The sequence below is a fragment of the Sediminicola sp. 1XM1-17 genome (assembly GCF_037203765.1).
Classification (GTDB): Bacteria; Bacteroidota; Bacteroidia; order Flavobacteriales; family Flavobacteriaceae; genus Sediminicola.
The window spans coordinates 130,921-156,197 of the sequence record NZ_JBBCAS010000001.1; the positions used below are offsets into that span (position 1 = coordinate 130,921).

General features: G+C 41.9%; 21 protein-coding genes. 9 read left to right on the forward strand and 12 right to left on the reverse strand.

Annotation, left to right across the window (positions count from 1 at the left end; genetic code table 11):
* The first annotated feature begins 52 nt into the window (after window positions 1-52).
* Window positions 53-1,531 carry an ArnT family glycosyltransferase gene (locus tag WAA86_RS00650; RefSeq protein WP_337299033.1) on the forward strand — a complete coding sequence of 493 codons (1,479 nt, stop codon included), beginning with the start codon at window positions 53-55 and terminating at the stop codon, window positions 1,529-1,531.
* On the opposite strand, the gene bioD is transcribed toward WAA86_RS00650, so the two are convergent.
* The 3 genes from bioD to WAA86_RS00665 are packed head-to-tail and all read right to left on the reverse strand — an operon-like array spanning window position 1,523 to window position 3,683.
* Entirely contained in the window at window positions 1,523-2,140 is a 618-nt protein-coding gene (gene bioD, locus WAA86_RS00655; protein ID WP_337299034.1) for a dethiobiotin synthase, read from the reverse strand. The genes WAA86_RS00650 and bioD overlap by 9 nt on opposite strands.
* Before the next feature lie 14 nt (window positions 2,141-2,154).
* Window positions 2,155-2,535, reverse strand: a complete 381-nt coding sequence (locus tag WAA86_RS00660) for a putative signal transducing protein (RefSeq protein WP_337299035.1) — start codon at window positions 2,533-2,535, stop codon at window positions 2,155-2,157.
* A gap of 8 nt (window positions 2,536-2,543) precedes the next feature.
* The gene (locus WAA86_RS00665) at window positions 2,544-3,683 is read right to left on the reverse strand and encodes an aminotransferase class I/II-fold pyridoxal phosphate-dependent enzyme (RefSeq protein WP_337299036.1); all 1,140 of its coding nucleotides are present in this window, start codon (window positions 3,681-3,683) and stop codon (window positions 2,544-2,546) included.
* Between the two features lie 61 nt (window positions 3,684-3,744).
* Between WAA86_RS00665 and WAA86_RS00670 the strand changes: the two genes are divergently transcribed.
* On the forward strand, window positions 3,745-5,553 hold the full coding sequence (locus WAA86_RS00670) for a M61 family metallopeptidase (RefSeq protein WP_337299037.1): 1,809 nt from the start codon (window positions 3,745-3,747) through the stop codon (window positions 5,551-5,553).
* Window positions 5,554-5,555: 2 nt separating this feature from the next.
* A complete protein-coding gene (locus tag WAA86_RS00675) occupies window positions 5,556-6,089 on the forward strand; it encodes a GNAT family N-acetyltransferase (RefSeq protein ID WP_337299038.1) in 534 nt (177 codons plus the stop codon).
* 59 nt (window positions 6,090-6,148) lie between these two features.
* Here the strand turns inward: WAA86_RS00675 and WAA86_RS00680 are convergent, their stop codons facing one another.
* The 7 genes from WAA86_RS00680 to WAA86_RS00710 all read right to left on the reverse strand — a co-directional run bounded on the left by WAA86_RS00680 (window position 6,149) and on the right by WAA86_RS00710 (window position 17,516).
* Window positions 6,149-6,430, reverse strand: a complete 282-nt coding sequence (locus tag WAA86_RS00680) for a F0F1 ATP synthase subunit epsilon (protein WP_337299039.1) — start codon at window positions 6,428-6,430, stop codon at window positions 6,149-6,151.
* A gap of 82 nt (window positions 6,431-6,512) precedes the next feature.
* Window positions 6,513-8,021: a F0F1 ATP synthase subunit beta gene (atpD, locus tag WAA86_RS00685; RefSeq protein ID WP_337299040.1), complete on the reverse strand. Its 1,509-nt coding sequence runs from the start codon at window positions 8,019-8,021 to the stop codon at window positions 6,513-6,515.
* 188 nt (window positions 8,022-8,209) lie between these two features.
* A complete protein-coding gene (locus tag WAA86_RS00690; protein ID WP_337299041.1) occupies window positions 8,210-9,865 on the reverse strand; it encodes an SGNH/GDSL hydrolase family protein in 1,656 nt (551 codons plus the stop codon).
* A gap of 19 nt (window positions 9,866-9,884) precedes the next feature.
* Window positions 9,885-12,668 (reverse strand): TonB-dependent receptor, encoded by a 2,784-nt coding sequence (locus WAA86_RS00695; protein WP_337299042.1) that lies wholly within the window; start codon window positions 12,666-12,668, stop codon window positions 9,885-9,887.
* Window positions 12,669-12,884: 216 nt separating this feature from the next.
* Window positions 12,885-14,732 carry a glutamine--fructose-6-phosphate transaminase (isomerizing) gene (gene glmS / locus WAA86_RS00700; protein WP_337299043.1) on the reverse strand — a complete coding sequence of 616 codons (1,848 nt, stop codon included), beginning with the start codon at window positions 14,730-14,732 and terminating at the stop codon, window positions 12,885-12,887.
* Window positions 14,733-14,835: 103 nt separating this feature from the next.
* Entirely contained in the window at window positions 14,836-16,701 is a 1,866-nt protein-coding gene (locus WAA86_RS00705) for a DUF4270 domain-containing protein (RefSeq protein ID WP_337299044.1), read from the reverse strand.
* 5 nt (window positions 16,702-16,706) lie between these two features.
* A complete protein-coding gene (locus WAA86_RS00710; RefSeq protein WP_337299045.1) occupies window positions 16,707-17,516 on the reverse strand; it encodes a glycogen/starch synthase in 810 nt (269 codons plus the stop codon).
* Between the two features lie 102 nt (window positions 17,517-17,618).
* Between WAA86_RS00710 and panC the strand changes: the two genes are divergently transcribed.
* The 5 genes from panC (at window position 17,619) to radA (ending at window position 22,469) form a co-directional block, all read left to right on the forward strand.
* Window positions 17,619-18,467 (forward strand): pantoate--beta-alanine ligase, encoded by an 849-nt coding sequence (gene panC, locus WAA86_RS00715; RefSeq protein ID WP_337299046.1) that lies wholly within the window; start codon window positions 17,619-17,621, stop codon window positions 18,465-18,467.
* A gap of 30 nt (window positions 18,468-18,497) precedes the next feature.
* Complete coding sequence (gene panD, locus WAA86_RS00720) at window positions 18,498-18,848, forward strand: aspartate 1-decarboxylase (RefSeq protein ID WP_062057346.1); 351 nt, start codon at window positions 18,498-18,500, stop codon at window positions 18,846-18,848.
* A gap of 2 nt (window positions 18,849-18,850) precedes the next feature.
* Window positions 18,851-19,816 carry a lysylphosphatidylglycerol synthase transmembrane domain-containing protein gene (locus tag WAA86_RS00725; RefSeq protein WP_337299047.1) on the forward strand — a complete coding sequence of 322 codons (966 nt, stop codon included), beginning with the start codon at window positions 18,851-18,853 and terminating at the stop codon, window positions 19,814-19,816.
* A gap of 28 nt (window positions 19,817-19,844) precedes the next feature.
* A complete protein-coding gene (locus WAA86_RS00730; protein ID WP_337299048.1) occupies window positions 19,845-20,987 on the forward strand; it encodes an alpha/beta hydrolase in 1,143 nt (380 codons plus the stop codon).
* Window positions 20,988-21,107: 120 nt separating this feature from the next.
* The gene (gene radA, locus WAA86_RS00735; RefSeq protein WP_337299049.1) at window positions 21,108-22,469 is read left to right on the forward strand and encodes a DNA repair protein RadA; all 1,362 of its coding nucleotides are present in this window, start codon (window positions 21,108-21,110) and stop codon (window positions 22,467-22,469) included.
* 113 nt (window positions 22,470-22,582) lie between these two features.
* Here the strand turns inward: radA and WAA86_RS00740 are convergent, their stop codons facing one another.
* Window positions 22,583-23,623, reverse strand: a complete 1,041-nt coding sequence (locus WAA86_RS00740; protein WP_337299050.1) for an aldo/keto reductase — start codon at window positions 23,621-23,623, stop codon at window positions 22,583-22,585.
* 37 nt (window positions 23,624-23,660) lie between these two features.
* On the reverse strand, window positions 23,661-24,437 hold the full coding sequence (locus WAA86_RS00745) for an exodeoxyribonuclease III (protein WP_337299051.1): 777 nt from the start codon (window positions 24,435-24,437) through the stop codon (window positions 23,661-23,663).
* A 281-nt stretch (window positions 24,438-24,718) separates the two neighbouring features.
* Here WAA86_RS00745 and WAA86_RS00750 point away from each other — a divergent pair, with 281 nt between their 5' ends.
* Window positions 24,719-25,264, forward strand: a complete 546-nt coding sequence (locus WAA86_RS00750; RefSeq protein ID WP_337299052.1) for a DUF3575 domain-containing protein — start codon at window positions 24,719-24,721, stop codon at window positions 25,262-25,264.
* Window positions 25,265-25,277: the final 13 nt, after the last annotated feature.

The following is a 25,277-nucleotide window of genomic DNA, read 5'->3' on the forward strand; positions in this document are numbered from 1 at the left end:
TTTATATATCTTGCAAAGATGGGAAATAAACTTAAAAACTCCTGTGTTTACCATGGTATTTGATTTGCGCAACACCACTTTCATTGACCTCAAGAGCAGGACAGTTTTTCTTTTCTTATTTCTTTTGGCCTTTGTGATCAGGGCTCCATTTTTCTTCAGGGATTATATAGATAGGGATGAAAGCACTTTTATCCTGATGGGTCAATCCTGGGTAGAGGGCCATTTGCCATATACAGAGCTTTGGGACCTTAAACCACCTATGACCTTTCTTTTTTTTGCCGGTATCATTTACGCTTTTGGCAAAAGTTTTGTCGCCATCCGCATTTTTGGCACCCTAGTTGTCGCTATCACTTCCTTTTTTACATTCAAAATAGGAAAGGAAATTGGGGGGAGCAAACTCGGAATTTGGACAGCCATAGCCTGTACTATTTTACAGAGTCTGTTTGGGAGCCTTCAAGGGGTAATGTCGGAACATTTGAGTGTTGCCTTTTTAACGCCTGCACTGTTTATTATCCTGAAATACCATAAATACTATTGGTACGGTCTGGCTGGTATTTTACTGGGACTAACAGTCATGACCAAGCTTAATCTGGCCTATGCGGTATTGATTCTGGGGCTGTTCCTGCTCTATAGATCATTTGCTGAAAAGCAATTAAAAGAAGGGCTTCGGAACTTGATATTTCTGGGATTTGGGACGATTCTTGTCATCCTGCTCACCATATTGCCCTATTATCAAAACGGCCTCACCGCTTTATGGTGGCGATCGGTCATATTGGCCCCCTTGGAATATGCCGCAGCCAATAGAGGCTCACTTTTGGATGTATTGCCCACTTGCATTATCATCATGGCCTTCTTCCTTTGGGCCTGGAAAAAGAATTTTCTGGACTTTAAAAATAGGCACGTACAGGTTTTGTTCGTTACCGTCATCGGGATACTGTTCTCCTTTGTGAGAGGTGGAAAAATCAATGGTCATTACCTGATCCAGATTTATCCTGTCTTGCTTGTTCTGGTTGGACTTATATTTGTTTCCATTCCTCTAGTCCATCGCTTTACATGGAAACCCTATTACCTATTCGTTCTACTACTGGTACCCATGGAAAGCTATCTGGAGTATTACGCCATTATTAAACATAAAGTGGAAAAAGGCACATTCTTTAACGGGGAGGGAATAGCAGTGCCCCAGTATCTTAAGGCTCAAAATTTGGACACCTCCAATATCCTGTTTTTGGAATATCATATTGGTTACTGGCTTTTGGATAAAAAACCACTGACCAAGATTTCCACCCATCCCAGTAATATCTGTAAAGTGGAAATGTTTCCCTACAGCGGAACAACCAGAAAAACTGCTATGGAAGAAATAACATATCTCTTGGAGGACATCAAGCCCAATTTGGTCATCACCAGGGATAAGGAAAATATTTTCGCCAAGGAAAATGTCACTGAAAATGCCTATACAAGGAACTATTTAAACCAAAACTATAGCATCATAAAAAAACTTGACCATGCGGAGATCTGGCAGCGCCTAAATTGATTCCAAGTTCGATTTGAAAAGGGAGGCATACTTTTTTATGGTCGACTTATCAAATGTTTTTTCCTCATCAATTCTGCCAATTACCGGAACCTGTGTCTTTTTAACGATGATACTTTCCGTACTGGGATGCTCCTTGCCACTAAAGATAATAGAGACATCGTACCCTTTCATTTTTAGCCAATTGATGGTCAATAAGGAATGGTTGATACTTCCAAGGTAATGCCTACAGACCACAACAACCTTATAGGACGGCATGATTATATCCAAAATGGTATCTGAATCGTTCAATGGCACCAATAAGCCACCGGCCCCTTCAATAACCAAGTGGTTTTGGGTCTTGGGTTCCAAGATCTTATTGACATCAATGGTGATACCATCCAATTCCGCTGCCGCATGTGGGCTCATTGGCGTATTTAGGGCGTAACTGTTTTTATGGACCACTGTTTTCTTATTGGATACCAGCTCCGATATTTTATGACTGTCCGTATGATCCAAGTCGCCAGCTTGTATGGGTTTCCAATAATCTGCTTCCAAGGCTTCCGTGATAATGGCCGAAGCAATGGTTTTTCCCACTTCCGTAGAAATTCCTGTTACAAATATTCTTTTCATGAAATGCTGATCTACTATGGTTTTGTAATTATATTACAATTTAAACATTTGTATTTCTTCTTCTCAAAAAATGGAAAAAGTTTATAAAATAGGTTCTTTCTGTTATAATATGTTTCAGATCTTCGTGCTTTACAATTGGGACACACTATTAGATCACCATATCTATCTGTAGCGTAGCTTCTTATTTCATTATAGATTTCAAGGGCCTCTTCCCTGTCACTGGCATAGACCATCAGTTTCACCCCTCCAATGGCATTGCTGATCAAAGGATCCGAATTCAGGGTATTTTCATCCCTTAAGAAAACCTTTATGCCCTCAGCTTCCAGTCGGCCTTTAATAATTTGGACATCGGCAACATATTCAAAAGCCCCCAATGTATAAAATTGATGACCCATGGTATTTTTTAAATGAATATAGTCAATAAACGTAAAACTTCGGCTATTTCTGTTTTTGTGTTATACGCATGCAGACAAAATCGCAGTCGCTCTTCCCCCTCTTTTACCGTAGGTGATACTATGGGCTTTACATCGAAACCCTTTTCTTGCAGCTGCTGGGCAATTTCTTTTACCCGATCATTTCCTGGCACTATACAACAATGGATGGCCGAGGTACTTTCAATGAAGTCCAAACCATGGTGCGCCAGTTGCTCCCTAAAAAAACTGATATTTTCACGCAGTTTGGCCAAATGGGCCGTACGTGCCAATTCCTGGTAAGACACTAACACGGTTGCCAAAGAATGGGGGGGCACGCCAGTGGTATAGATAAAACTACGCGCAAAGTTTACCAAGTATTGCTTTAATATGTTGCCTCCCAAAATGGCGGCACCATGGCAGCCCAGTGCTTTGCCAAAAGTCACAATCCTGGCAAAAACCTGAGCTTGCAAGCCCAACTCCTGCACCAGCCCTGCCCCAGAACTACCGAAAACACCCACGGCATGGGCCTCATCCACTATCAATCGGCATTTATGGTCTTTGCACAGTTGAACAAATCCCACCAAATCCGGACGGTCACCATCCATGGAGTAAACAGATTCCGTTACCACATACACCTCCCCGGTATGTGTGGCCGGCCTATTGAGCTCCATCACCTTCTTCAAATCGGCGAGATCATTGTGCTTAAACTTAAAGGCCTTGGCGTTACCCTTTCCCAGTCCATCCCTGATAGAGGCGTGTACCAATTCATCGTATAAAATAATATCGCCCCTTTGCGGGACCGAGCTGAACAATCCCAAATTGGCATCGTAGCCCGAATTAAAAACAAGTGCTGCTTCACAATCGTGGAAAATTGCCAGGTCGTTTTCCAAAGCTTCATACAGCGCACTGTTCCCAGATAACAATCGGGATCCCGTGGCTCCGTTATGTTTAAAGCTTCTTTCCTCCAACACTTTGGAAGCCTGATCAAAAATTCGGGCGTCCCTTGCAAACCCCAAATAATCATTGGACGATAAATCAATGGGATTATTAGAAATGGTCAATTTCCTAAGGGCATTGCTTGCTGCTCTTTCGGCTAGTTTCTGACTCAGTTTTTGAGGAAATTTGTCCATATTACAAATGTAGTATATCCTGTTTTTAAATGTTATATTCGTGACGATAAACCCAAGAAAAATGAAAAAACTCCTCTCGCTTTTATTCCTGATTTTACTTACCGGTACCCTAGGTGCTCAAACGAACACCTATAGCATTTCCTTTGAAAATGCGGGCCACCATGAAGCAGAAGTAAAGGCTACATTTCAAAACCTGGAACAGGACACGGTTGGGATTCGCATGAGCCGCACCTCCCCAGGAAGATATGCCCTTCACGAGTTTGCAAAAAATGTATATAATGTCTCTGCCACAGACAGCAAGGGAAACCTTTTGAACATAACACGCCCCAATCCGTACCAATGGAACGTTTCAGGTCACGATGGCACAATCAACATGAGCTATACCTTATTTGCCAATCGTGCGGACGGCACCTATTCACAGATCGATGAGACCCATGCCCATTTGAATATCCCAGCCACTTTTATGTTCGTGCCAGAATTGAGTGATCGGAGCATCGAGGTTACCTATAAGGTTCGGGAAGATTTGAATTGGAAAGTGGCCACCCAAATGCCAAAGGTTTCCGGAAATACCTATTCGGCCCCCAATTTGCAATATTTTATGGATAGTCCCACCGAAATAAGCAATTACAGCTTAAGGGAATTCGAAGTGGCATCCAACAATAAAAAACAGACCATCCAATTTGTGTTGCACCACAATGGCACCGAGGCCGATTTTGATACCTACTGGGAACAAGTCAAAAAAATCGTTCTGGCAGAAAAAGAAGTGTTTGGGGAATTGCCAAATTTTGATTTTGGCACCTATACCTTTCTGGCCTGTTATATCCCAAATGCCTCTGGGGATGGCATGGAACACAGAAACTCTACTATACTTACCGATAGGGAGGGATTGGCCGAAGGCGGAATGGAAGGAAATATTGGAACCGTTTCCCATGAATTTTTCCATGCTTGGAATGTGGAACGCATTCGCCCAAAATCGCTGGAGCCTTTCGACTTCACAGAGGCCAATATGAGTGGCGAATTATGGTTTGCAGAAGGTTTTACCAGCTACTACACCAATCTTATCCTATGCAGGGCGGGTATCATTACGCCTACAGGGTACATAGAAGGGCTGACGGGCACGTTCAATTATGTATGGAACTCTCCTGCACGTCAATTTTACAATCCCATAGAAATGAGCTATCAGGCGCCATTTGTGGATGCAGCCACCTCGGTGGATCCCGTGAACAGGGAAAATACTTTTATATCCTATTACTCCTACGGCAGTGTTTTGGGCCTTGCCTTGGACCTATCCTTGCGTCAGAAGAACTTAAATCTGGATGATTATATGAAATTGGTATGGGAAACCTATGGCAAAAAGGAAATACCCTATACCGTGGAGCATCTTAAAAATAGCCTGATCCAATACGCCGGCAAAGAATTTGGCAACCAGTTCTTTGACAACTATATATACCAAGGCAATATGCCCGACTATAATGCCCTTTTTACAACCATGGGCGTTGTCATGATGCAGGATGAATCCAGACCTTATTTTGGAGCAACGGTATCTATGAAGGGGAATGGCACGGCAGTAATTGACAGAAATCCAACCATAGGCGGGCCGGCATATATAGCTGGCTTAGACTATGGTGATGTTATCACCGCCATAAACAATATGCCCATGACGAAAGAACAACGCTTTTCCGATATGATCCGCCAATTCAAGGTTGGGGACGTTTTACAGATTTCTTTCCAAAGGCACGGCACTGAAAAATCGGCCTCAGTAACCTTACAAGGGGATCCTGCCTATAGCATTCAGCTTACAGAAAAACAGGGCCAGAAACCCAGCAAAGGAGTGTTGGCCAATAGAAAGGCATGGTTAAAAACAGAATAGCTATGGACATTACCTATTGTATTGCCACCACCAGGGAAGAACTGGAGCAGATCCTTGCGCTTCAACAGGCAAATTTATTGGCCAATGTAACGGAAGAGGAAAAACAAAAAGAAGGATTTGTCACCGTGGAACATAATTATGATATCCTTCACCAAATGAACGAAGTATGTCCCCATATTATAGCCAAAGATGGAGATATCGTAGCCGCATATGCCCTATGTATGCACCCTATTTTTGCCGATAAGATCGATATTTTAAAACCGATGTTCGATGAGATTGAAACCGTGGTCCCAAAAGACGAAAAATACATCGCCATGGGCCAGATCTGTGTGGGCAAAAATTATAGGAATCAAGGGATATTCCGGGGTTTGTACAATGCCATGAAAGCCCATGTTCAGCCTGAATTCAACAGTATAATAACGGAAGTTGATGCCAAGAACACCCGTTCCCTACAAGCACATTATGCTGTGGGGTTCAAGGAATTGAAAACTTACTTTTCCGATGATAGGGATTGGGTCTTGATCAGTTTACAATAGAGGAAATAAAAAAGCCAAACTTTTCAGTTTGGCTTTTTCTATATTACAAGTGAGGCTAATTAATCGGCCAACACAATAATTTTATTATCATTCATTTCCAAAGTACCACTGTTGATGTGCAATACCATCTCTCCATTGGCTCCCTTTGAAAATTTATCCTTATTGGAATTCTCCACCACCACATTATTGCCTTTGAACTTCACATTGCCTTCTTGTAGCAAGGAAACGATAGCCGCGTGATTTTCCAAAAGTTGGAATTCACCGTTTACTCCAGGAACTGTTACCGAGGTAACTTCTCCTGCAAATAATGTAGCTTCTGGTGATACAATTTCTAAGTACATATTTCTTTGGTTGTTGGTTGTTAGTTATGGACTGATCGCTTTTGCTATGCACAAAGGCCATGAGCCGCCAACTATCAACTATTTATGCTTCAGCCAACATTTTCTCTCCAGCTTCAATAGCCTCTTCAATGGTTCCTTTAAGGTTAAAGGCAGATTCTGGCAAGTGATCCAATTCACCATCCATAATCATATTGAAACCTTTGATAGTTTCCTTAATATCTACCAAAACTCCTGGGATACCTGTAAACTGCTCAGCTACGTGGAAAGGCTGTGACAAGAAACGTTGTACACGTCTTGCCCTACCTACGGCTTGCTTATCCTCCTCAGACAATTCTTCCATACCAAGGATGGCAATAATATCCTGAAGCTCTTTATAACGCTGTAAAAGCTCTTTTACTCTTTGAGCACAAGCATAGTGATCTTTTCCTAAGATCTCAGCGGTTAGAATCCTTGAGGTGGAATCCAATGGATCCACAGCAGGATAAATACCCAACTCTGCAATCTTACGGGACAATACGGTTGTAGCATCCAAGTGGGCAAAAGTTGTTGCCGGTGCTGGATCCGTTAAGTCATCCGCAGGAACGTAGACCGCCTGTACAGAAGTAATGGAACCTCTTTTTGTTGATGTAATACGCTCTTGCATGGCACCCATCTCTGTTGCCAAAGTTGGCTGGTAACCTACCGCAGATGGCATTCGACCCAAAAGTGCCGATACCTCAGAACCTGCTTGTGTAAATCGGAAAATGTTATCAACGAAGAACAATACATCTTTTCCTTGACCTTCACCTGCTCCATCACGGAAGTATTCAGCAATGGTAAGTCCGGAAAGTGCCACACGAGCACGAGCCCCTGGAGGTTCGTTCATTTGTCCGAAAACAAATGTCGCTTTTGATTCTTTCATTACTTTTTTGTCCACTTTGGACAAATCCCATCCGCCTTCTTCCATAGAGTGCAAGAAAGAGTCACCATATTTTATAATACCTGATTCCAACATCTCACGCAACAAATCGTTTCCTTCACGTGTACGTTCTCCAACGCCCGCAAATACAGAAAGACCACCGTGACCTTTTGCGATGTTATTGATCAGCTCCTGAATCAATACTGTTTTACCAACACCGGCACCACCAAATAGACCAATTTTACCACCTTTTGCATAAGGCTCGATCAAATCAATAACTTTGATACCTGTGAACAAAACCTCTGTAGAGGTAGACAAGTCTTCAAATTTTGGTGCTTCACGGTGAATAGGAAGTCCGTCTTTACCCGCTTTAGGCAAATTCCCTAGACCATCGATAGCATCTCCGATAACGTTGAACAAACGTCCGTACACATCATCTCCAACTGGCATTTGAATCGCACTTCCTGTGGCCTCAACCGCAACTCCTCTACTTAAACCATCCGTAGCATCCATTGCAATAGTCCTTACCGTATTCTCACCAATGTGTGATTGTACTTCAAGAACCAATTTGGAACCATCTTTCTGGTTGATTTCAAGAGAATCGTAAATTTTTGGAAGGGCTGCTCCTGATTGGAATTCCACATCGACCACTGGCCCGATGATTTGAGAAACTTTACCTGTAACTTTTGACATTACTTAAATGTTTATTGTTTAGCGTGATAAATAACGAACAACAACCTTTTCTCCTTTTATAAGGGTCCAGATTTTTCGCGCTGCAAATATATACCTTTTAAATTTAAAAATAAAGTGGTTTTTCACCCTTTTTAAATACAAAAAACGCCTTTCATGGAAAGGCGTTTTTTATTCAGTATCATTATAACTTATTGTAATGCGGGAGAATAATTGGTAGGGTAGCTTCCCACACTCACTTTGGCCTTGGCCTCAATGAAGTTGGAACCGTAGGTAGCATCAATGGCCTCCAAAAATTTATTGGCCATAACCGCATACCCCCTGGCGGTTAAATGTATGCCATCCAAACTTACCAGACCCCCGGTAACCAATTTTGTGTTCAAGGTGAAATTCCCGTCTTTGATTCCGGTCGAGGCCGCTTGCTGAAGAATGGCCTTGAAATCAACAAAGGCCAGACCATTTGCATCAGCAATAGCCCTAAGGGTTGCATTGTAAGCATCGGTAGCGTTAAGCACCAACGTTTGCTCCTCTGGGGTCAACACCCATTTATCTTCCAATGGCAATGAAACACCCTCTACAGAAAACTGTCCCGCCAAAGCTTGTGATAATCCTTGTGACATTAAAAATGCCACTGAGCTTGTATTTACAGTACCAATTACAGAAGAACTTGGCAAGACCAATAAATCTTCTGCCGTTGCCTGTCTTGCCTGCCCGTAAATAACCCCGAAAAGATTAGCTACAACAGGAGCAGCTTGAGCTGGCAAACCAAAAGATTGTACAAATGCGGGAAAGGTTGGACTCTGATTTAATACTCCAGTAATCTGGGCTGATAAATTGGTCAAACTCTCATCTTTAACAACTACGGCACTAGCCGCAGTTTGGGAAAAGACAATCTTACGATCAGGAACCTGTAAAAAATCAAAAACCAAATTCAATTGTCCGAATACCCCATTAAGCGTTGGGATTTGTGGACCAAATGAAGGATTTGTGGGACTTAAAGGTTTAAAAGGCACGGTGGTAAAATAAGGCAAATTGGTAATGTACGGCACATTTGCAATTACTCCTTTAGCACCATTGGCAGTTAGACCTGCAACAGCAGTTGTCATTACCTGTGCAAAAACATTAGGATCGGTAATATCATTGGAACCATATGTGGTTGGATCCAAATTCCCCTTTTGATCTACACCCACTCCTCCAGAGGTAGCATAAGCCAAAACATCATTTCCGCCTCCGATCTCCGATAAAGTAAAAAATGTAGGACCTTGAACGAGAGCATCAGCCAACATGGAAGAAGTAGCACTGGTTGCCATTCTTGCATAGTAAGGATTTGCTCGACCCAATGGTACTCCCGCAACATTACCATAGCCATTGGCCACCAAATGAAAACTTTTGGCACCAGGAACCCCCATGTTGTTAAAAGGACCTGTTGGATTGTTGATCAAGATATCGGTTGTTGGCATTACTGGACCTACAAAAGCCTGTAAGCGAACAGGAGCTTTACCATTAAAAACCAAACGGTTATCGGCTATTTGGGTACCGCCCAATAAAAGTCCACCGAAATTGTCGTTCATCAACGGCTGGTTGAAACTTCCACCACCGGCAAGGGCAAACTGTTGAGCCAACAATGCAGGAAAGGAATTTTGCTGACCGGCTTTGAACAATGCACCGTCAGTATAACCTGCCGAAAACGAAGCCCCTATGGCCACATAGTTGGAAAAATCTGCCGAACCTGCGGTAAGAGCGGGCACCTCTTCAGCAACCTCCACCATATTGAAATCCTCTTCCGTATTACAGGAAGCAAAACCTAAAAGTACAGAGGCGAATAAAATATATTTTATAGTTCTCATTATAAGCTTATTTAAATTTTTACAAGTTGTTTATGGTCCAAGAAATGTAATACATGGATCCAATAAATCCGGTACCAAATGCCGTAAAGTATTCCTCTCCTCCTATGTTGGTTCCTCCAATCTTAAAGGACGACTTAATACTTGGCACATCATAATTGATCTGCGCATCCACAGTGTGGTATTCTGGAACTACACCATTACCGAAGGTTGCTTCCCAGAAATAATCATCACTAAACCTGTACGCCACATTGAAACCGAAATTTTTGAACAAATTGGTGTTTCCAAAAGACGCTTTGAATTTGTGCTCTGGAGTGTTGAAGCTCGACATGAAGTCTGGATTGGCTTCTTGATCAAAATCTTGTTTTGCAAATGTATAGCTACCACTTAAATCGTAATTGCCAAGCACTTTTGTGGTCAACCCTAGGGACGCTCCATAAGATCCAATGTTCACATCTGAATTGGTGTAAGCACTATACGCTTGGAAATCTCCATTGGAAATGGCCGCAACTGATAGGCCCCCATCTCCTGCTGTTCCATAATATGGAGCAATAACCACCTCTTGTGAGATGAAATCTTTGTATTGATTGTAGTAGGCACTGAAATCTACCACCAATCTTTTTATTTTCCCCCTATATCCGATTTCTGCAGAAGTCACCTGTTCTGGCTTCACAATATCAGGATTGGCAACAACCAAATCAGCAGGATTACCTGTTCTGCCCAACTCTTGTACCGAACTCAAGGAATACGAGTTGTTATAAGCGGCAGCGCCAGTTTGGGTTATTGTGGATGGCTGTCCCAATAATTGGCCACCACCACTGACCTCAAAATCTCTGGAATATCGATCCAAATTTTCTGGAGCAGAACCAACCAATATGGCCCTACCCGCATCCAATCCTATGAATAAATCTTGTGTCGTCGGGTTCCTAAATCCGGTCTGTACGGAGGCTCTAATATTGTGGTTTCTGTTTACGGTAAGACCTGCCGACAATCTTGGGGAAAGGAAACCATCAAAGAATTCGGACTTATCATAACGAACCGAACCAGTTAACTTAAGGTTACTACTTTCCGACATATCAAACCCTTTTTGGATTTGCGTATATACCCCAAATTCAGAATAATTGATTGGCCCATCGTTATCAGTATAGATAGTTCCGGAGGAATTTAAGCTGTATTGCCTGTACGAACCACCAACTTGGATTTCGGCGAAATCGATCAAATGGCTGAAATTATAATTGGCGTCTGAGTGATAGTATTTGGAGGCATCCTGAAATTTAGATCCAGTAGATAGGTCCGGATCATTGATACTCCTATTGAATGCTGCTTCAAACTCTGACGATCCCGGTAAATATCTCCCCGATTCGGCCCGTGCCCTAGCAGCCGCATGTGCCTGTTCGTCTGTTGCCCCTTGCAAAGTAGCCTGCACATAAGTCCCTGTGTATTCCCCGAACCATGTCCTATCATCTTTCCAAGCTCTGTTGATATTGATCCCTGTGAAAACCATATCATAGGAGTCCCCAGCCTTATCTGCTACTAGGTACCCTCTTAAAAAGAAATTGTCATTTCTTAATTCCAATTTATGCTGTTCCTGGAAAAACCCATTGATATTATAGCGGTTTGTTCCTTGGTATATGGTGGATCCTGTTCCTACTTTCCCGACATAGGAGATTTCGAAATCATTCTCCCATGGGCGATAGTACAATCCCCAATCGGCCTTGATGCTTTCTGCTTTATTGTTGGTAAGATCCTGCTCGTTATATCCGGTCCTACTCACTTCTTGGGAAGGCACCAATGCATTTGCACCGGCTGGCAATATCCCCAGCCCCTCAAGCGTAACAGCCACATCCTTTATATCGGCAGAAACCTCATCACCATAAACGTTGATCCCGTCATAGTTCAAATCTGCCCTAGTACCACCAACTCTGGTCTTGTCCACCTCACTGTTGGCAGCCCAATCTGTTCCTCTCAGGTAGCCAAAATTTACCTTTCCAGCGAATTTATCACTGAATTTATAGGCAGCCCTGATACCAAAATCGGTGTAATAGTTATCTCCAGCAGCCTCTTGTGAGGTTATACCTCTTTTTATATGCGAGCTTATCCCTTGGTAATCAAAAGGATTCTTACTTCTCATAAATAGGATACCATTGAAAGCGTTAGCACCATAAAGTGCCGATGATGCTCCTGGCAATAATTCCACACTTTGCACATCTGTCTCGATCATCCCCACTAAGTTACCTATAGGGAAGTTCAATGCTGGTGTAGAATTGTCCATTCCGTCCACCAATTGCATAAACCTAGTATTCGCAAAGGTCGCAAAACCTCTGGTATTGATAGATTTGAAGGTTAAACTGTTCGTGTTGACATCCACTCCCTTCAAGCTTTCCAATCCGCCATAAAAATCTGAGGCTGCTGTATTTTTAATATCGGCCAACCCGAATCTTTCCACGGTAACGGGAGATTCAAATATTCTTTCAGGCGTTCTCGAAGCAGAAATGACCACCTCATCCAGTTGGGTCTGTTCTTCGTTCAAGATTACGTCAATAGTTTGATTGTTTTGGGTAATTCTTGAGGTCGACGGAACGAATCCAATACTAGTAACACTCAATGTAAACGGAGGGTTTTCCGCAGTGCTCAAGGTAAAATATCCATCAAAATCGGTTACCGTTCCTATAGCCTTGCCCACAATGACAATACTTGCCCCTGGAATAGGCTCATTATTCTGATCTACCACTTTACCTTTTACGGTTGTTTGGGCGAAAGAAGTCAATCCCAACAACAAAAAGGACATAAGTACCAATGTTCTCATTCTAAGTTTGAGTTTAGTTAATTTGGAGAACAAGATATATATATTTTTGATTTCTTGTTAAAGAAATCAAAAGAAATTATGCATGCATAATATTAATTTAACAAAACACCAGCCAAAAAATGATGATATCCTCAAAATTTACTCATAAAAAAATCCCTTGATTGCCATATTCTAAAGGATGGCCACCAAGGGATATATGCTATTGTTATAACTTTATTATTCCACGGTAACAGACTTTGCCAAGTTACGCGGCTGGTCCACATTGCACCCTCTCATCACGGCAATATGGTATGATAATAATTGTAATGGAATCGTTGTCAATAACGGGGTAAGGCTTTCAAAAGTATCCGGCACTTCAATCACGTGATCGGCAAGATCCTTTACCGTTTCATCTCCCTCTGTTACTACCGCAATGATTTTACCTTTTCTGGATTTTATTTCCTGTATGTTGCTGACCACCTTGTCATAATGCCCTCTATTGGTTGCAATCACCACTACGGGCATTTGCTCATCAATTAAGGCAATAGGCCCGTGTTTCATTTCGGCAGCAGGATAGCCTTCCGCGTGAATGTAACTGATTTCTTTTAGTTTCAAGGCACCTTCCAGGGCTACCGGGAAATTGTAACCGCGACCTAAGTACAAACAATTGGTTGAATCCTTGTAAACCTGTGCAATGGTTTCCACCAAGACATTGGATTGCAAAGCTCTTTCCACTTTTGTAGGGATAGTCTCCAATTCAGCCAAATATTCATGAAATCTTGTTTCAGAAAATACTCCTTTTTCCTTGGCCAACTTCAATGCCAATAAAGTAAGGACAGTAATTTGTGTGGTAAAGGCCTTGGTAGATGCAACTCCGATTTCCGGCCCAGCGTGGGTATAGGCACCTGCATTGGTCTCTCTAGCAATTGAAGAACCCACAACGTTGCATACTCCAAATACAAAAGCCCCCTTTTCCTTGGCCAATTTAATTGCCGCCAAAGTATCTGCCGTTTCTCCAGATTGGGAAATAGCGATCAATATATCCTTTTCGGTTATTACCGGATTTCTATAACGGAATTCAGAAGCGTATTCAACCTCTACAGGAATTCTAGCCAAATCCTCAAAAATATATTCTGCAACAAGTCCAGCATGCCAAGAAGTTCCGCAAGCAACAATAATAATGCGGTTGGCATTCAGGAACTTTTCAATATTTTGGTCTACCCCAGCCATTTTAATTATACCTTGACTGGCTCGCAACCTTCCACGGTAAGTATCCAAAATAGCCCTAGGCTGTTCGTAGATTTCCTTTAACATGAAATGATCATAGCCTCCTTTTTCAATTTCCTCAATATTCAATTGAAGTTCTTGGATCTTGGGATAGGCTACAGCATCATCCTTTATTTTTCTTAATTTTATTTCCTTACCAACCCTGATAACCGCCATTTCCTCATCTTCCAGATAGATGGCATTATTTGTGAATTCTATAAAAGGAGAGGCATCAGAGGCAATAAAAAATTCTTTATCACCAACACCTATAGCCAATGGACTTCCCAATTTGGCCACGACAATTTCGTCAGGCTTGTTCTTATCGAAAACAGCGATGGCATAGGCGCCAACTACTTGGTTCAAGGCAATCTGCACTGCTTTTCCAAGTTTTACATCTTCCTGCTTCTTAACTTCCTCAATAAGATTGATCAATACCTCTGTGTCCGTTTCTGAACTAAAGGTATACCCTCTTTTGATCAACTCCTTTTTAATGGAGTCGTAATTTTCTATGATACCGTTGTGAATGATCACCAAATCACCGGAGTTGGAATAGTGAGGGTGAGAGTTTACATCATTGGGTACTCCGTGGGTTGCCCATCTGGTATGGCCAATCCCAACATTCCCTTTTAAGGAAATTTCAGTCTGTGCCCTATTCTTCAGGTCCTCGACCTTACCCTTTGTTTTGGAAAGATTGATCCCCGATCCATCATAAAGTGCAATTCCAGCACTGTCATAACCCCTGTACTCCAGACGTTGCAATCCTTTTATAATGATGGGATAAGCTTCCCTATGTCCAATATATCCAACTATTCCACACATGATTCTATTTTATTTGTAGTGCAAATTTACTTTACAACCTGAAAACTCTTACAAGTATCAGTTATAAAACGTAATAATCCTTTAAATGGTCTACAAAAGACCTTTAATTTATCTTGGTATAAAAAATCTCCAATTTGAGTTTCTTATCCTCCTCCCCACCGGTATCGGAACTACCATACAGTACAGTTCCAAGTGGAGTAACGGTTGCCATGACCGGCTGTAAACCGGTCTCGTCATCCTTCAATATCGAATTAGAAACGTTCGGCACCCTAATATCTGACGTTAATGACAGGGCCAAAGTAGCATTGGCAGCATCACGAATTATCAAGTTGTTGATATATTCCGTGATTCTCACCGTGTATTTCACACCTTTACCGTTACTTCCCTTTTCCAATATACCATCATGGTTTAAATACGAACCTAAAGCGGTTTGGGACGTCGATCTTTCAATTAAAGCATTATATAATGGTGCTCCCGTCTCTTCGTCAAATAAATAAAGTCGCGGAGGCTCAACAACATTACCGGCATTATCCAAGGTGTTCCTGTCTACATAAAATACAAGGTTCGCCTCGTTAATGACCCAATTGTTGGCCTTTACCTGATTGATCATTTCCCTTCCATTCACCTCATCGAATAATTTGATTTGAGCATAGGATCCGGCACCACCTTTGAGGTAGATTCTGGAGGCATTGCTCCCAGTGTCCATTGAATTCATGATATCCGCAGGGTAGCTCTCATTGACAAACGTATTTACGGCATTGCCCACAATTGGAGCATTGCCACCACCTGTCAGCAAGTTCAAAACATAATTCTTGTTCAGTTGTACAATGGTATCATCTGAAGGATCATCCGGAGTATCGTTCGTATCCACACTATCATGATCATAGTTGATGGTGATGTTGGCCTTGGTCAAATCCAATAACATCAAAATATTCTCTAAACTTGGATCCATGGAAATATGGATTCCTCTAAAGAAATCGCTGAAATTCCCTTGGTTCAGCAATTCCGAAGCACCTTCCTTGTCCAATATATTCTGCTGAAAAAAGGCAGAGTTCAACGGAACCCTGATTCCCGGTGCCAGTCTGGTTTCAACTTCCTCTGACTCATCTATCTCCGCAGTATCCGGGTCATCTTCTTTAAAGAATAGAATCTCCTTATCATCAATGGTCACCTCCCCATCAAACAATACATCTGATACAAAGGATGGTGAAAATTGCTGTGAAGAATAATATGCTTGAGCTTCCTGAAAGTTGGTGTTAGGATCTAGGTCCCTCAGAAAATAGGTAGATCTCGCCACTTTTAATTTAAAGGGATTGTTTCTATTTCCGTAAATACTGTCCAAATCATATTTTTTGGGAAATGTCCCTGAGGCCGTGCTGTCATCTTCGGCATCATTTTTTCCGTCACCATCCGTATCCACATTCAATGGATCGGACCCTGCAACTCTTTCTTCGTTATCTGTAAGACCATCACCATCAGAATCACTGTTTGGATCATTCGGATCCGCATCAAATTCGTCATCCACCCCATCACTATCGGAGTCCCTTAAAGTGGCTCCTTTGACAAGATAGGGTATATACAGATACACCTCTTTAACGGTTTCATTTTCTGGGATGGTAGCTGTGACATTGTCCGTTGCCGATTTATTTTCCGTAGCTTGGGAATACGCACCAAAAGTAGGACTCGTACCACCTTGCAATCTAACTTGTGACGTTATGGAAGCCTGGGTCTGTCCATAAACCGGATCATTGAAAATCCCCAATTGGTAAATGGGCAGTTTATTGGTCTGCACCGCTTCTATTTTCTTATTAAAGGCAAAAACATCAAAGGAAGCACTTTCACTTTCGAAAGGTTCACCGCCTATAACACCCTCACCAATGGTGGTGATGTCCTCCTCACACGAAACAAAGGCCATTACGAACATTGCCCCCGCAAATGCAGGAAAAAATATCTTTTTGAAAAATACCATGAAAATTATTTTAAGACTTCGTTGTTATAAAAATTTGCATAAGCCTCTTCGAATTCCTGTATGGGCACATAGGACAAAACAGGTTTTTCCAATTGGGCGATGTACTCCTGCAATTCTTGAGGCACATCTTCGGAGGCCAAAATAACCGCATCAGAATGATCTACCGCTACTTTTAACAAATTATTATAATTGGGTGTGGTCAAGGCGTTTATACTATCCTCAGCAACGCCATCGAAGGAGATTTTTTTGATCATATCCTTGTCCAGCTCTTCTTCAAATCCCTTCTTGTAGACGGAAGTCACTATCTTGCTTTCAGCAAATAGCGGCTCATCGGCATAGTATTTTTTGAGATACAATGGAAGTAGGGAAGCCATCCATCCATGCACATGGATGATATCTGGGGACCAATTTAATTTTTTAACTGTTTCAACTACCCCTTTGGCAAAGAAAATGGCACGTTCGTCATTGTCTGAGAACAGATTTCCGTTTTCGTCCGTAAAAGTGGCCTTACGCTTAAAATATTCTTCATTATCTATAAAGTATACCTGGATGCGCTCTCTCGGGATGGAGGCCACTTTAATGATCAACGGCATATCCATGTCGTTGATGACCAAATTCATTCCCGATAAACGTATAACTTCATGCAGCTGGTGCCTGCGTTCATTAATGTTTCCGAACCTTGGCATAAAAATTCTAATCTGGCCACCATTGCTGTTGACCATCCTAGGGGTTTCATAAGACATTAAGGAAACTTCGTTCTCTGGTAGATAGGGCACTAATTCTGAAGATACAAACAATATCTTTTTACCATTCATAAAAGCAATATTTTATTTATCGTGTAAGCGTAGCTGCAAAATTACAAAAATTATGCAGATTAGCTGTAATTATATAAGTTTGCTAGCTTTTAAACTAAAAACATGTTGGTATTCCAAACCAAAAACGAACTTAAATCCTATCTTAATTCCATCAAGAGTGATGCCAAAAAAGTAGGCATGGTGCCCACTATGGGGGCATTGCACCAGGGTCATGCCTCTCTGGTTGCACGTGCTATTTCGGAAAATGAGATAACGGTGGTGAGTATTTTTGTAAACCCAACCCAGTTCAATAATCAGGAGGATCTCTTGAAATATCCGCAGACCTTTGAAAAAGATTCGGAACTTTTGGAACTCCTTTCCAAGGACATTATCATTTTTGCCCCATCGGTAGGGGAAATGTATTCCACGGAGGTCACCTCAAAAAAATATGATTTTCAAGGCTTGGACAAGGTTATGGAAGGAGCCTTCAGGGAAGGTCATTTTGATGGCGTAGGAACCATTGTGGAATCACTTTTGCTTACTGTAGCCCCTGACAAGGCGTACTTTGGGGAGAAAGATTTTCAACAGCTCCAAATCATCAAAAAATTAGTGGCCCTCCAAAATATACCCGTAGAAATAATAGGCTGTCCCATATTAAGGGAGCCCAACGGTTTGGCCATGAGTTCCAGAAATGAAAGGCTGAACAGGGAATTGAGAAGAGAAGCTGGTTTTATTTACGAAACCCTGAAGACCATAAGCACTAAGTTTGCCGACCAAAGTATTGAATCCATTATGGAATGGGCCACTGCACAATTCCAGGCCCATCCCCAGCTCCGCCTGGAATACCTACAAATATCCGATGAGGAAACCTTAAATCCCATAGGCTCAAAAAAAGAAAATAAAAAATATCGGGCTTTTATTGCAGTTTTTGCCGATGGTGTACGACTAATAGACAATATCGCATTAAATTAATTAACTTTGCAGCCTAATTATCTTTGCCCCATGCAAGTAGAAGTAGTAAAATCTAAAATTCACCGAGTAAAAGTTACTGGTGCGGACCTTAACTATATAGGAAGCATCACTATTGATGAAGATCTAATGGATGCCGCCAATATCATACGAGGCGAGAAAATACAGATCGTAAACAACAACAATGGTGAGCGATTGGAGACCTATGCCATTCCAGGTCCAAGGGGAAGTGGCGAACTTACCCTGAACGGAGCCGCAGCCAGAAAAGTTGCCGTTGGTGATGTTCTTATTCTAATCGCTTACGGAAGGTTGGATATTGAAGATGCAAAAAAATTCAATCCTGCCCTGGTATTCCCCAACGAGGAGACTAATTTGTTGACCTAATTTTGAAAAACGCTTTAAAAAACAAATTAAAGACACTACTCCCAATAGCCTTGGGAGTTTTTTTAGTCTGGTATTCCTACCATAACACCTCCCCGGAGGATAGGGAGCAGATCATATTTTACGTAAAGGAAGCCAATCTTTTTTGGGTAGGTATTTCTGTGCTAATCGGCATTTTGAGCCATATTTCAAGGGCCATCCGTTGGAACTACCTTTTGCAACCCATGGGTTACAGGCCCAAAGTCACCAACAATGCTTTGATTATCTTAATCGCCTACTTTACCAATTTGGGCATTCCAAGATCCGGTGAAATTTTACGGGCAACCGCTTTGACCACCTACGAAAAGGTTCCTTTTGAAAAAGGCTTTGGCACCATAGTTACGGAGAGGGTCATTGATCTGTTTATGCTCTTGGTCGTGGTAATCACAGCACTTTTTCTGCAGACCGATGTTATTCTGAACATCTTGCAACAAAGGGGATTCAACCCTATGAGCCTGCTTGTATTACTCGGGCTTGGACTCCTTGGCATGGCATTGTTTTTACTGTTCATCAAGAAATCAAAATTCCAGTTTGCCCAAAAGATAAAAAAATTTGTCAAGGGATTGGTGGAAGGGGTTCTGAGTATCTTTAAAATGAAGTACAAATGGGCTTTCATCCTACACACCTTGTTCATCTGGGCTGCCTATATAGCCATGTTCTGGGTCATCAAGTTCACCGTACCAGAAACAATAGAACTCACCTTAAGTCAGTTATTGGTAGCATTTACCGCTGGGGCTTTTGCCATGTCGGCCACCAACGGGGGAATCGGGCTATACCCTATTGCCGTGAGCTCCGCTTTGGCCGTTTTTGGGATCAGTGAGGTTTCTGGAGATGCCTTCGGATGGATCATGTGGATTTCACAAACCATGATGGTGGTCGTCTTTGGGACAATATCTTTTCTTGTCTTACCGTTATTGAACAGAAACCAATAGTCTACTGCTATTGCCTAAATTCAATTTTATGAAACGGTTATCCGCAATTTTTGCTTTGCTCATATGTATTGGCGCCAACGGACAGGTGAGTCAAGATGTATTTGAATCTTACAAACTACAGGAAAAAAGGGATGTTCGATATTACATTCCGGAAAACTATAGTGCCGAAAAAAAATATCCGCTGATCGTTGTTCTGGATGCAGAATACCTGTTTGACAATGTTGTGGCCAATGCCAAATACTACAGTAAATTTAGCGGCATGCCAGAGTCTATCATAGTAGGTGTGGAACAAGGTAAAAATGGTCAGCGCTATAATGATTGTGGTTTTGATGAAGCTTCCGGACTGCCTACAGACCAAGGAAAATCATTTTTTGAATTTTTGGGAATGGAATTGATACCTTATTTGGAATCCAATTACAGCACGGCCCCTTTCAAAACATTTGTAGGCTATGATATCACTGCCAATTTTGGAAACTTTTATCTTTTCAAGGACGATTCCCTTTTCAATGCCTATATCAGTATTTCTCCAACATTGGCTCCGGAAATGGAAAACAGACTTCCAGCACGTTTGGGAGCTATGGACAAAAAAATATTTTACAGTCTCATCGTAGAAGGTGAAAACAGTTCCGACAAGAACAGAATTTTAGCCATGGACAAAGCCATCAAGGGCCTCAATAAGGAGTCCCTCCACTATTACTTCGATGCCTATGAAAATGCTGACCATATATCAGTGGCCACCTATGGCATTGGCAAATCTTTGGACAATATTTTCAATATGTTCAAACCTATCAGCAAGAAAGAATACAAGGAAAAGATCTTGACATCGGAAGAACCTGTTTTTAAATACCTGGAGGACAAGTATAGTATGATTACCAATCTATTCGGATTCGACAAATCTGTTGAGCTCAACGATGTAATGGCTATCTATGCCGCCTCTAGAAAAAAGGAGGATCTGGAATCCCTTAAAGACCTTGCCGAGCTCTGCCAAAAGGAATTCCCTGGGACCATGCTTGGTTTCTATTTTGAAGGGGAATACTATGAGCAATTGGGAGAACCCAAAAAAGCGCTCCGTACTTTTGAGAAAGCCTTTGGTATGGAAGAAATAGACTTTTTGACCAAGGATATGGCAATGGAAAAAATGGATGCCCTGAAAGCTGATTTTGGTTATTAGACAGGATTGGTTGATGGTTTTTAAAACCAATTTCTTTCAATCTTATAACAAACACATTATAAAACAAACCTGCAATTTTCAAAGATCTTGTTACCTTTAGCCAGAATCTAATTGAGGGTAATGGCCAAAACGAAAACAGCATTTTTTTGTCAGAATTGCGGAACGCAATACGCTAAATGGGTAGGACAATGTTCCGGTTGCAAGGAATGGAATACGGTTGTGGAAGAGGTGGTACAAAAGGAAGAGAAATCGAGCTGGAAAACACCTTCCAACACGGCAAAAAAAGTCTCAAAACCTCTTCGTGTCAATGAAATTAATACGGAAAGGGAGCTTCGTTTGGACACCTATGACCTGGAATTTAACAATGTGCTTGGTGGCGGGATCGTACCCGGCTCTCTGATCCTCTTGGGAGGGGAACCTGGTATTGGAAAAAGCACGCTTCTTCTCCAGATTGCCTTAAAACTACCCTACAAGACACTTTATGTTTCTGGGGAAGAAAGCCAGAAACAAATAAAAATGCGTGCAGACCGGATTCACCCCAACAGCGACAACTGTTATATCCTGACAGAGACCAAAACCCAAAATATTTTTCAACAAATTGAAGCTACAGAGCCAGATATTGTAGTTATTGATTCCATCCAGACCCTTCATTCGGACTATATAGAATCGGCCGCCGGAAGTATTTCCCAGATCAGGGAATGTACCGCAGAACTCATAAAATTTGCCAAGGAGACCAATACCCCTGTTATTCTAATAGGCCATATTACCAAGGATGGGACCATTGCAGGGCCCAAAATTTTGGAACATATGGTAGACACGGTCCTTCAATTTGAAGGAGACCGCAATTATGTATATCGCATCCTTCGGGCCCTTAAGAACAGATTTGGATCTACGGCAGAACTTGGAATTTATGAAATGCAGGGCAGTGGATTGCGGGAGGTGAACAACCCATCTGAAATATTGATATCAAAAAATGACGAGGGCCTGAGCGGTACGGCCATAGCCTCTACGGTAGAAGGTATGCGGCCACTAATGATAGAAATACAGGCCTTGGTCAGTACTGCGGTCTATGGCACACCACAACGTTCCACTACAGGTTACAATGCCAAGCGCTTGAATATGTTGTTGGCCGTTTTGGAAAAACGTGCAGGTTTCAAATTAGGGGCCAAAGATGTATTCCTAAATATTACCGGGGGCATTTCCGTGGACGACCCAGCTATTGATCTGGCCGTTGTGGCAGCCATCTTGTCCAGCAATGAGGACATTTACATAGATAAAGGGGTCTGTTTTGCAGCAGAAATAGGTTTGGCAGGTGAAATAAGACCTGTGCAAAGAGTTGAGCAACGGATCTTGGAAGCCGAAAAATTGGGTTTTAGCACCATTTATGTCTCCAAAAACAACAAGATTACACTTAAGAACACCAAGATCAAGATTGAACTCGTTGCCAAAATAGAAGATATAGCTTCAAGTCTCTTCGATTAGTTCTTTCCACGGTTTACCCTTAGATAGACCAATAAAATCACAACAACCATAAGGATAAGGACAAGTTGCCCGGTTCCTATGGCCAAAAATTGTATTTTTTGTGCTGCCAACATTTATGGGGCTGGATTGGGGATTTGATTGTGTATGGCCTCTATACCCTCCAATACCTCCTCAGAAAGCTGTACATCTATACTGGCGATATTTTCCTTCAACTGGTTTATACTGGTGGCCCCAATGATATTGCTTTTTACAAACGGTCTCGTGTTCACAAAGGCCAATGCCATTTGGGTCAAGGACAAGTTGTGGTCCTGAGCCAGTTTGTGGTACATTTCAGTAGCCCTAACTGCGGTTTCTCCACTATATCTATTGTAATTTGGAAAAAGGGTCACTCTAGCGTTCTCCGGTTTTCGCCCACCCAGATATTTACCGCTTAAAACCCCAAAGCCCAACGGTGAGTATGGGATCAATCCAATATCCTCACGCATGGAAATCTCAGACATGCCCACCTCATACGTCCTGTTCAACAAGCTATATGGATTTTGAACGGTAATCATCCTTGGCAGGCTGGCGTGCACTTTGCTCTCCTCTAAAAAACGCATGGTCCCCCAGGGAGTTTCATTGGAAAGGCCGACATTCCTTATTTTACCTTCCCGCATCAAATCCCTTAATGTCTCAAGTACCTGATGGATATTATCCTGCCAGTGGTCTGTTATATCATGGGTATAGCCCCTTTGCCCAAAAAAGTTTGTTTTGCGCTCCGGCCAATGCAATTGGTACAGGTCGATATAATCGGTTTGCAGTCGTTCCAAACTACCTTCCACCGCGGCTATAATGGACGACTTATCAAAACCCGTTGTTCTGATAAACTTTGTAAATTCGGCCTTCCCTGCTATTTTGGAAGCTAGGATCACCTTATCCCTATTCCCGGTTTTCTTGAACCAGTTCCCAATGATTCTTTCGGTATCCGCATAACGCTCTTTGGCGGCGGGGACAGGATATAGTTCTGCAGTATCAAAGAAGTTGACCCCCATATCCAGGGCATAATCCATCTGTTCATGACCTTCGGCCTCAGTATTCTGTTTTCCCCAGGTCATGGTGCCAAGGCAAATCTTGCTTACTTCTATATCTGTATGTGGGAGGATATTATATTCCATAAAAAATCAATGTTGAGTATTAAAAAAATGCTGGTAATTATCCCTTATGGGAAGGCTCCAATTCTAGCAAAATGGGACAGTGGTCACTGTGTTTGGCCTCCGATAGGATCACTGATCGCTTCAATCTTCCCAGTAACGGTTCACTGACCATTCCATAATCCAAGCGCCACCCTTTGTTATTGGCCCTGGCATTGGCCCTGTAGGTCCACCAGGTATAATTGTCGGGCTCCTTGTTAAAATGCCTGAAACTATCTATAAATCCGTTCCCCATAAAATCCCCGATCCATTCCCTTTCCACCGGCAAGAAGCCCGAAACATTCTTATTCCGTACCGGGTCATGGATATCTATGGCCTCGTGGCAAATATTATAATCGCCACAAATCACAAGATTGGGGCGTTCTTTCTTCAAACTATTGATATAATCCTGAAAATCGGCCATATACTGCAATTTGTGGTCCAATCTGGCAATATTGGTCCCAGATGGCAAATAGAGGCTCATAATAGATACCCCATCAAAATCGGCCCTAACATTCCTTCCTTCAAAATCCATGTATTCTATTCCGGTTCCATAAACCACATTATCAGGCCTATGTTTTGATAAAATGGCAACTCCGCTATATCCCTTCTTTTGGGCACTGTACCAATAATGATAAGGATACCCCGCAGCTTCGAAGACCTCTAAGTCCAACTGTTCTTTATTGGCCTTGATCTCCTGAAGACAAACCACATCGGGATCAACAGCCTGTAGCCAGTTCAAGAAACCTTTGTTGAGCGCTGCACGAATACCATTTACATTGTATGAAACTATTTTCAAATCACTACTTTTATAACAAGGGCAGAATTTCAAATAAATACCCCTTGTTCAAATTAACAAAGGCTAAAAATAGGCAATGTTTGCAAGAAGCAAAAGGCAGGAATTTTATTTGTTCCCATTTAACATTTCATTTGGATTTACACGCATCTACCTATATTCTCCAACGGAACAAACACCATAGTCGGCCTCACAAAAAATGATTACCTCATTCCTTTTTTCGACAGACCGCAAACTGTATCCAAATCCTTCTTATCTTTCCCTAAAATTCAACGAATCAGGATATGAAAAAACTACTGACCTTCTTTTTGATCATGCCTATGTTGTTGGTAGGCCAATCACAGGAAATCTTAAATGAACCACAGCCCATGGATGAATTCAAAATCAATGCATTCAATCTAATTGCATTCACCTATGTGGATTTATCCTATGAACGATTATTGCATGAAGAGGCCTCCCTTGGCATTGGCATTCTATTTAATGTAGGGGAGGACAATGAGGTATTGGACTATTTTAGGACCTTTTCCATTACGCCCTACTATCGACAGTACTTCTCCAAGCAATATGCGGAAGGTTTTTTTGTTGAAGGTTTTGGCATGTTGAATTCAGGGGAGGATTTTTATTACACTTTTGACAACCAAGGGAACGAATCCAGAACAGAGGAAAACTATACTGATTTTGCTCTTGGCGTCTCCGTAGGTGGCAAATTTGTTACACAAAGAGGTTTTATAGCAGAAATATATACCGGATTGGGAAGAAATTTATTGGGCGGTGATTCTGCACCGGAAATTGTAGGTAGAGGAGGAATTTCATTAGGTTATAGATTTTGATGAATTATAAGTA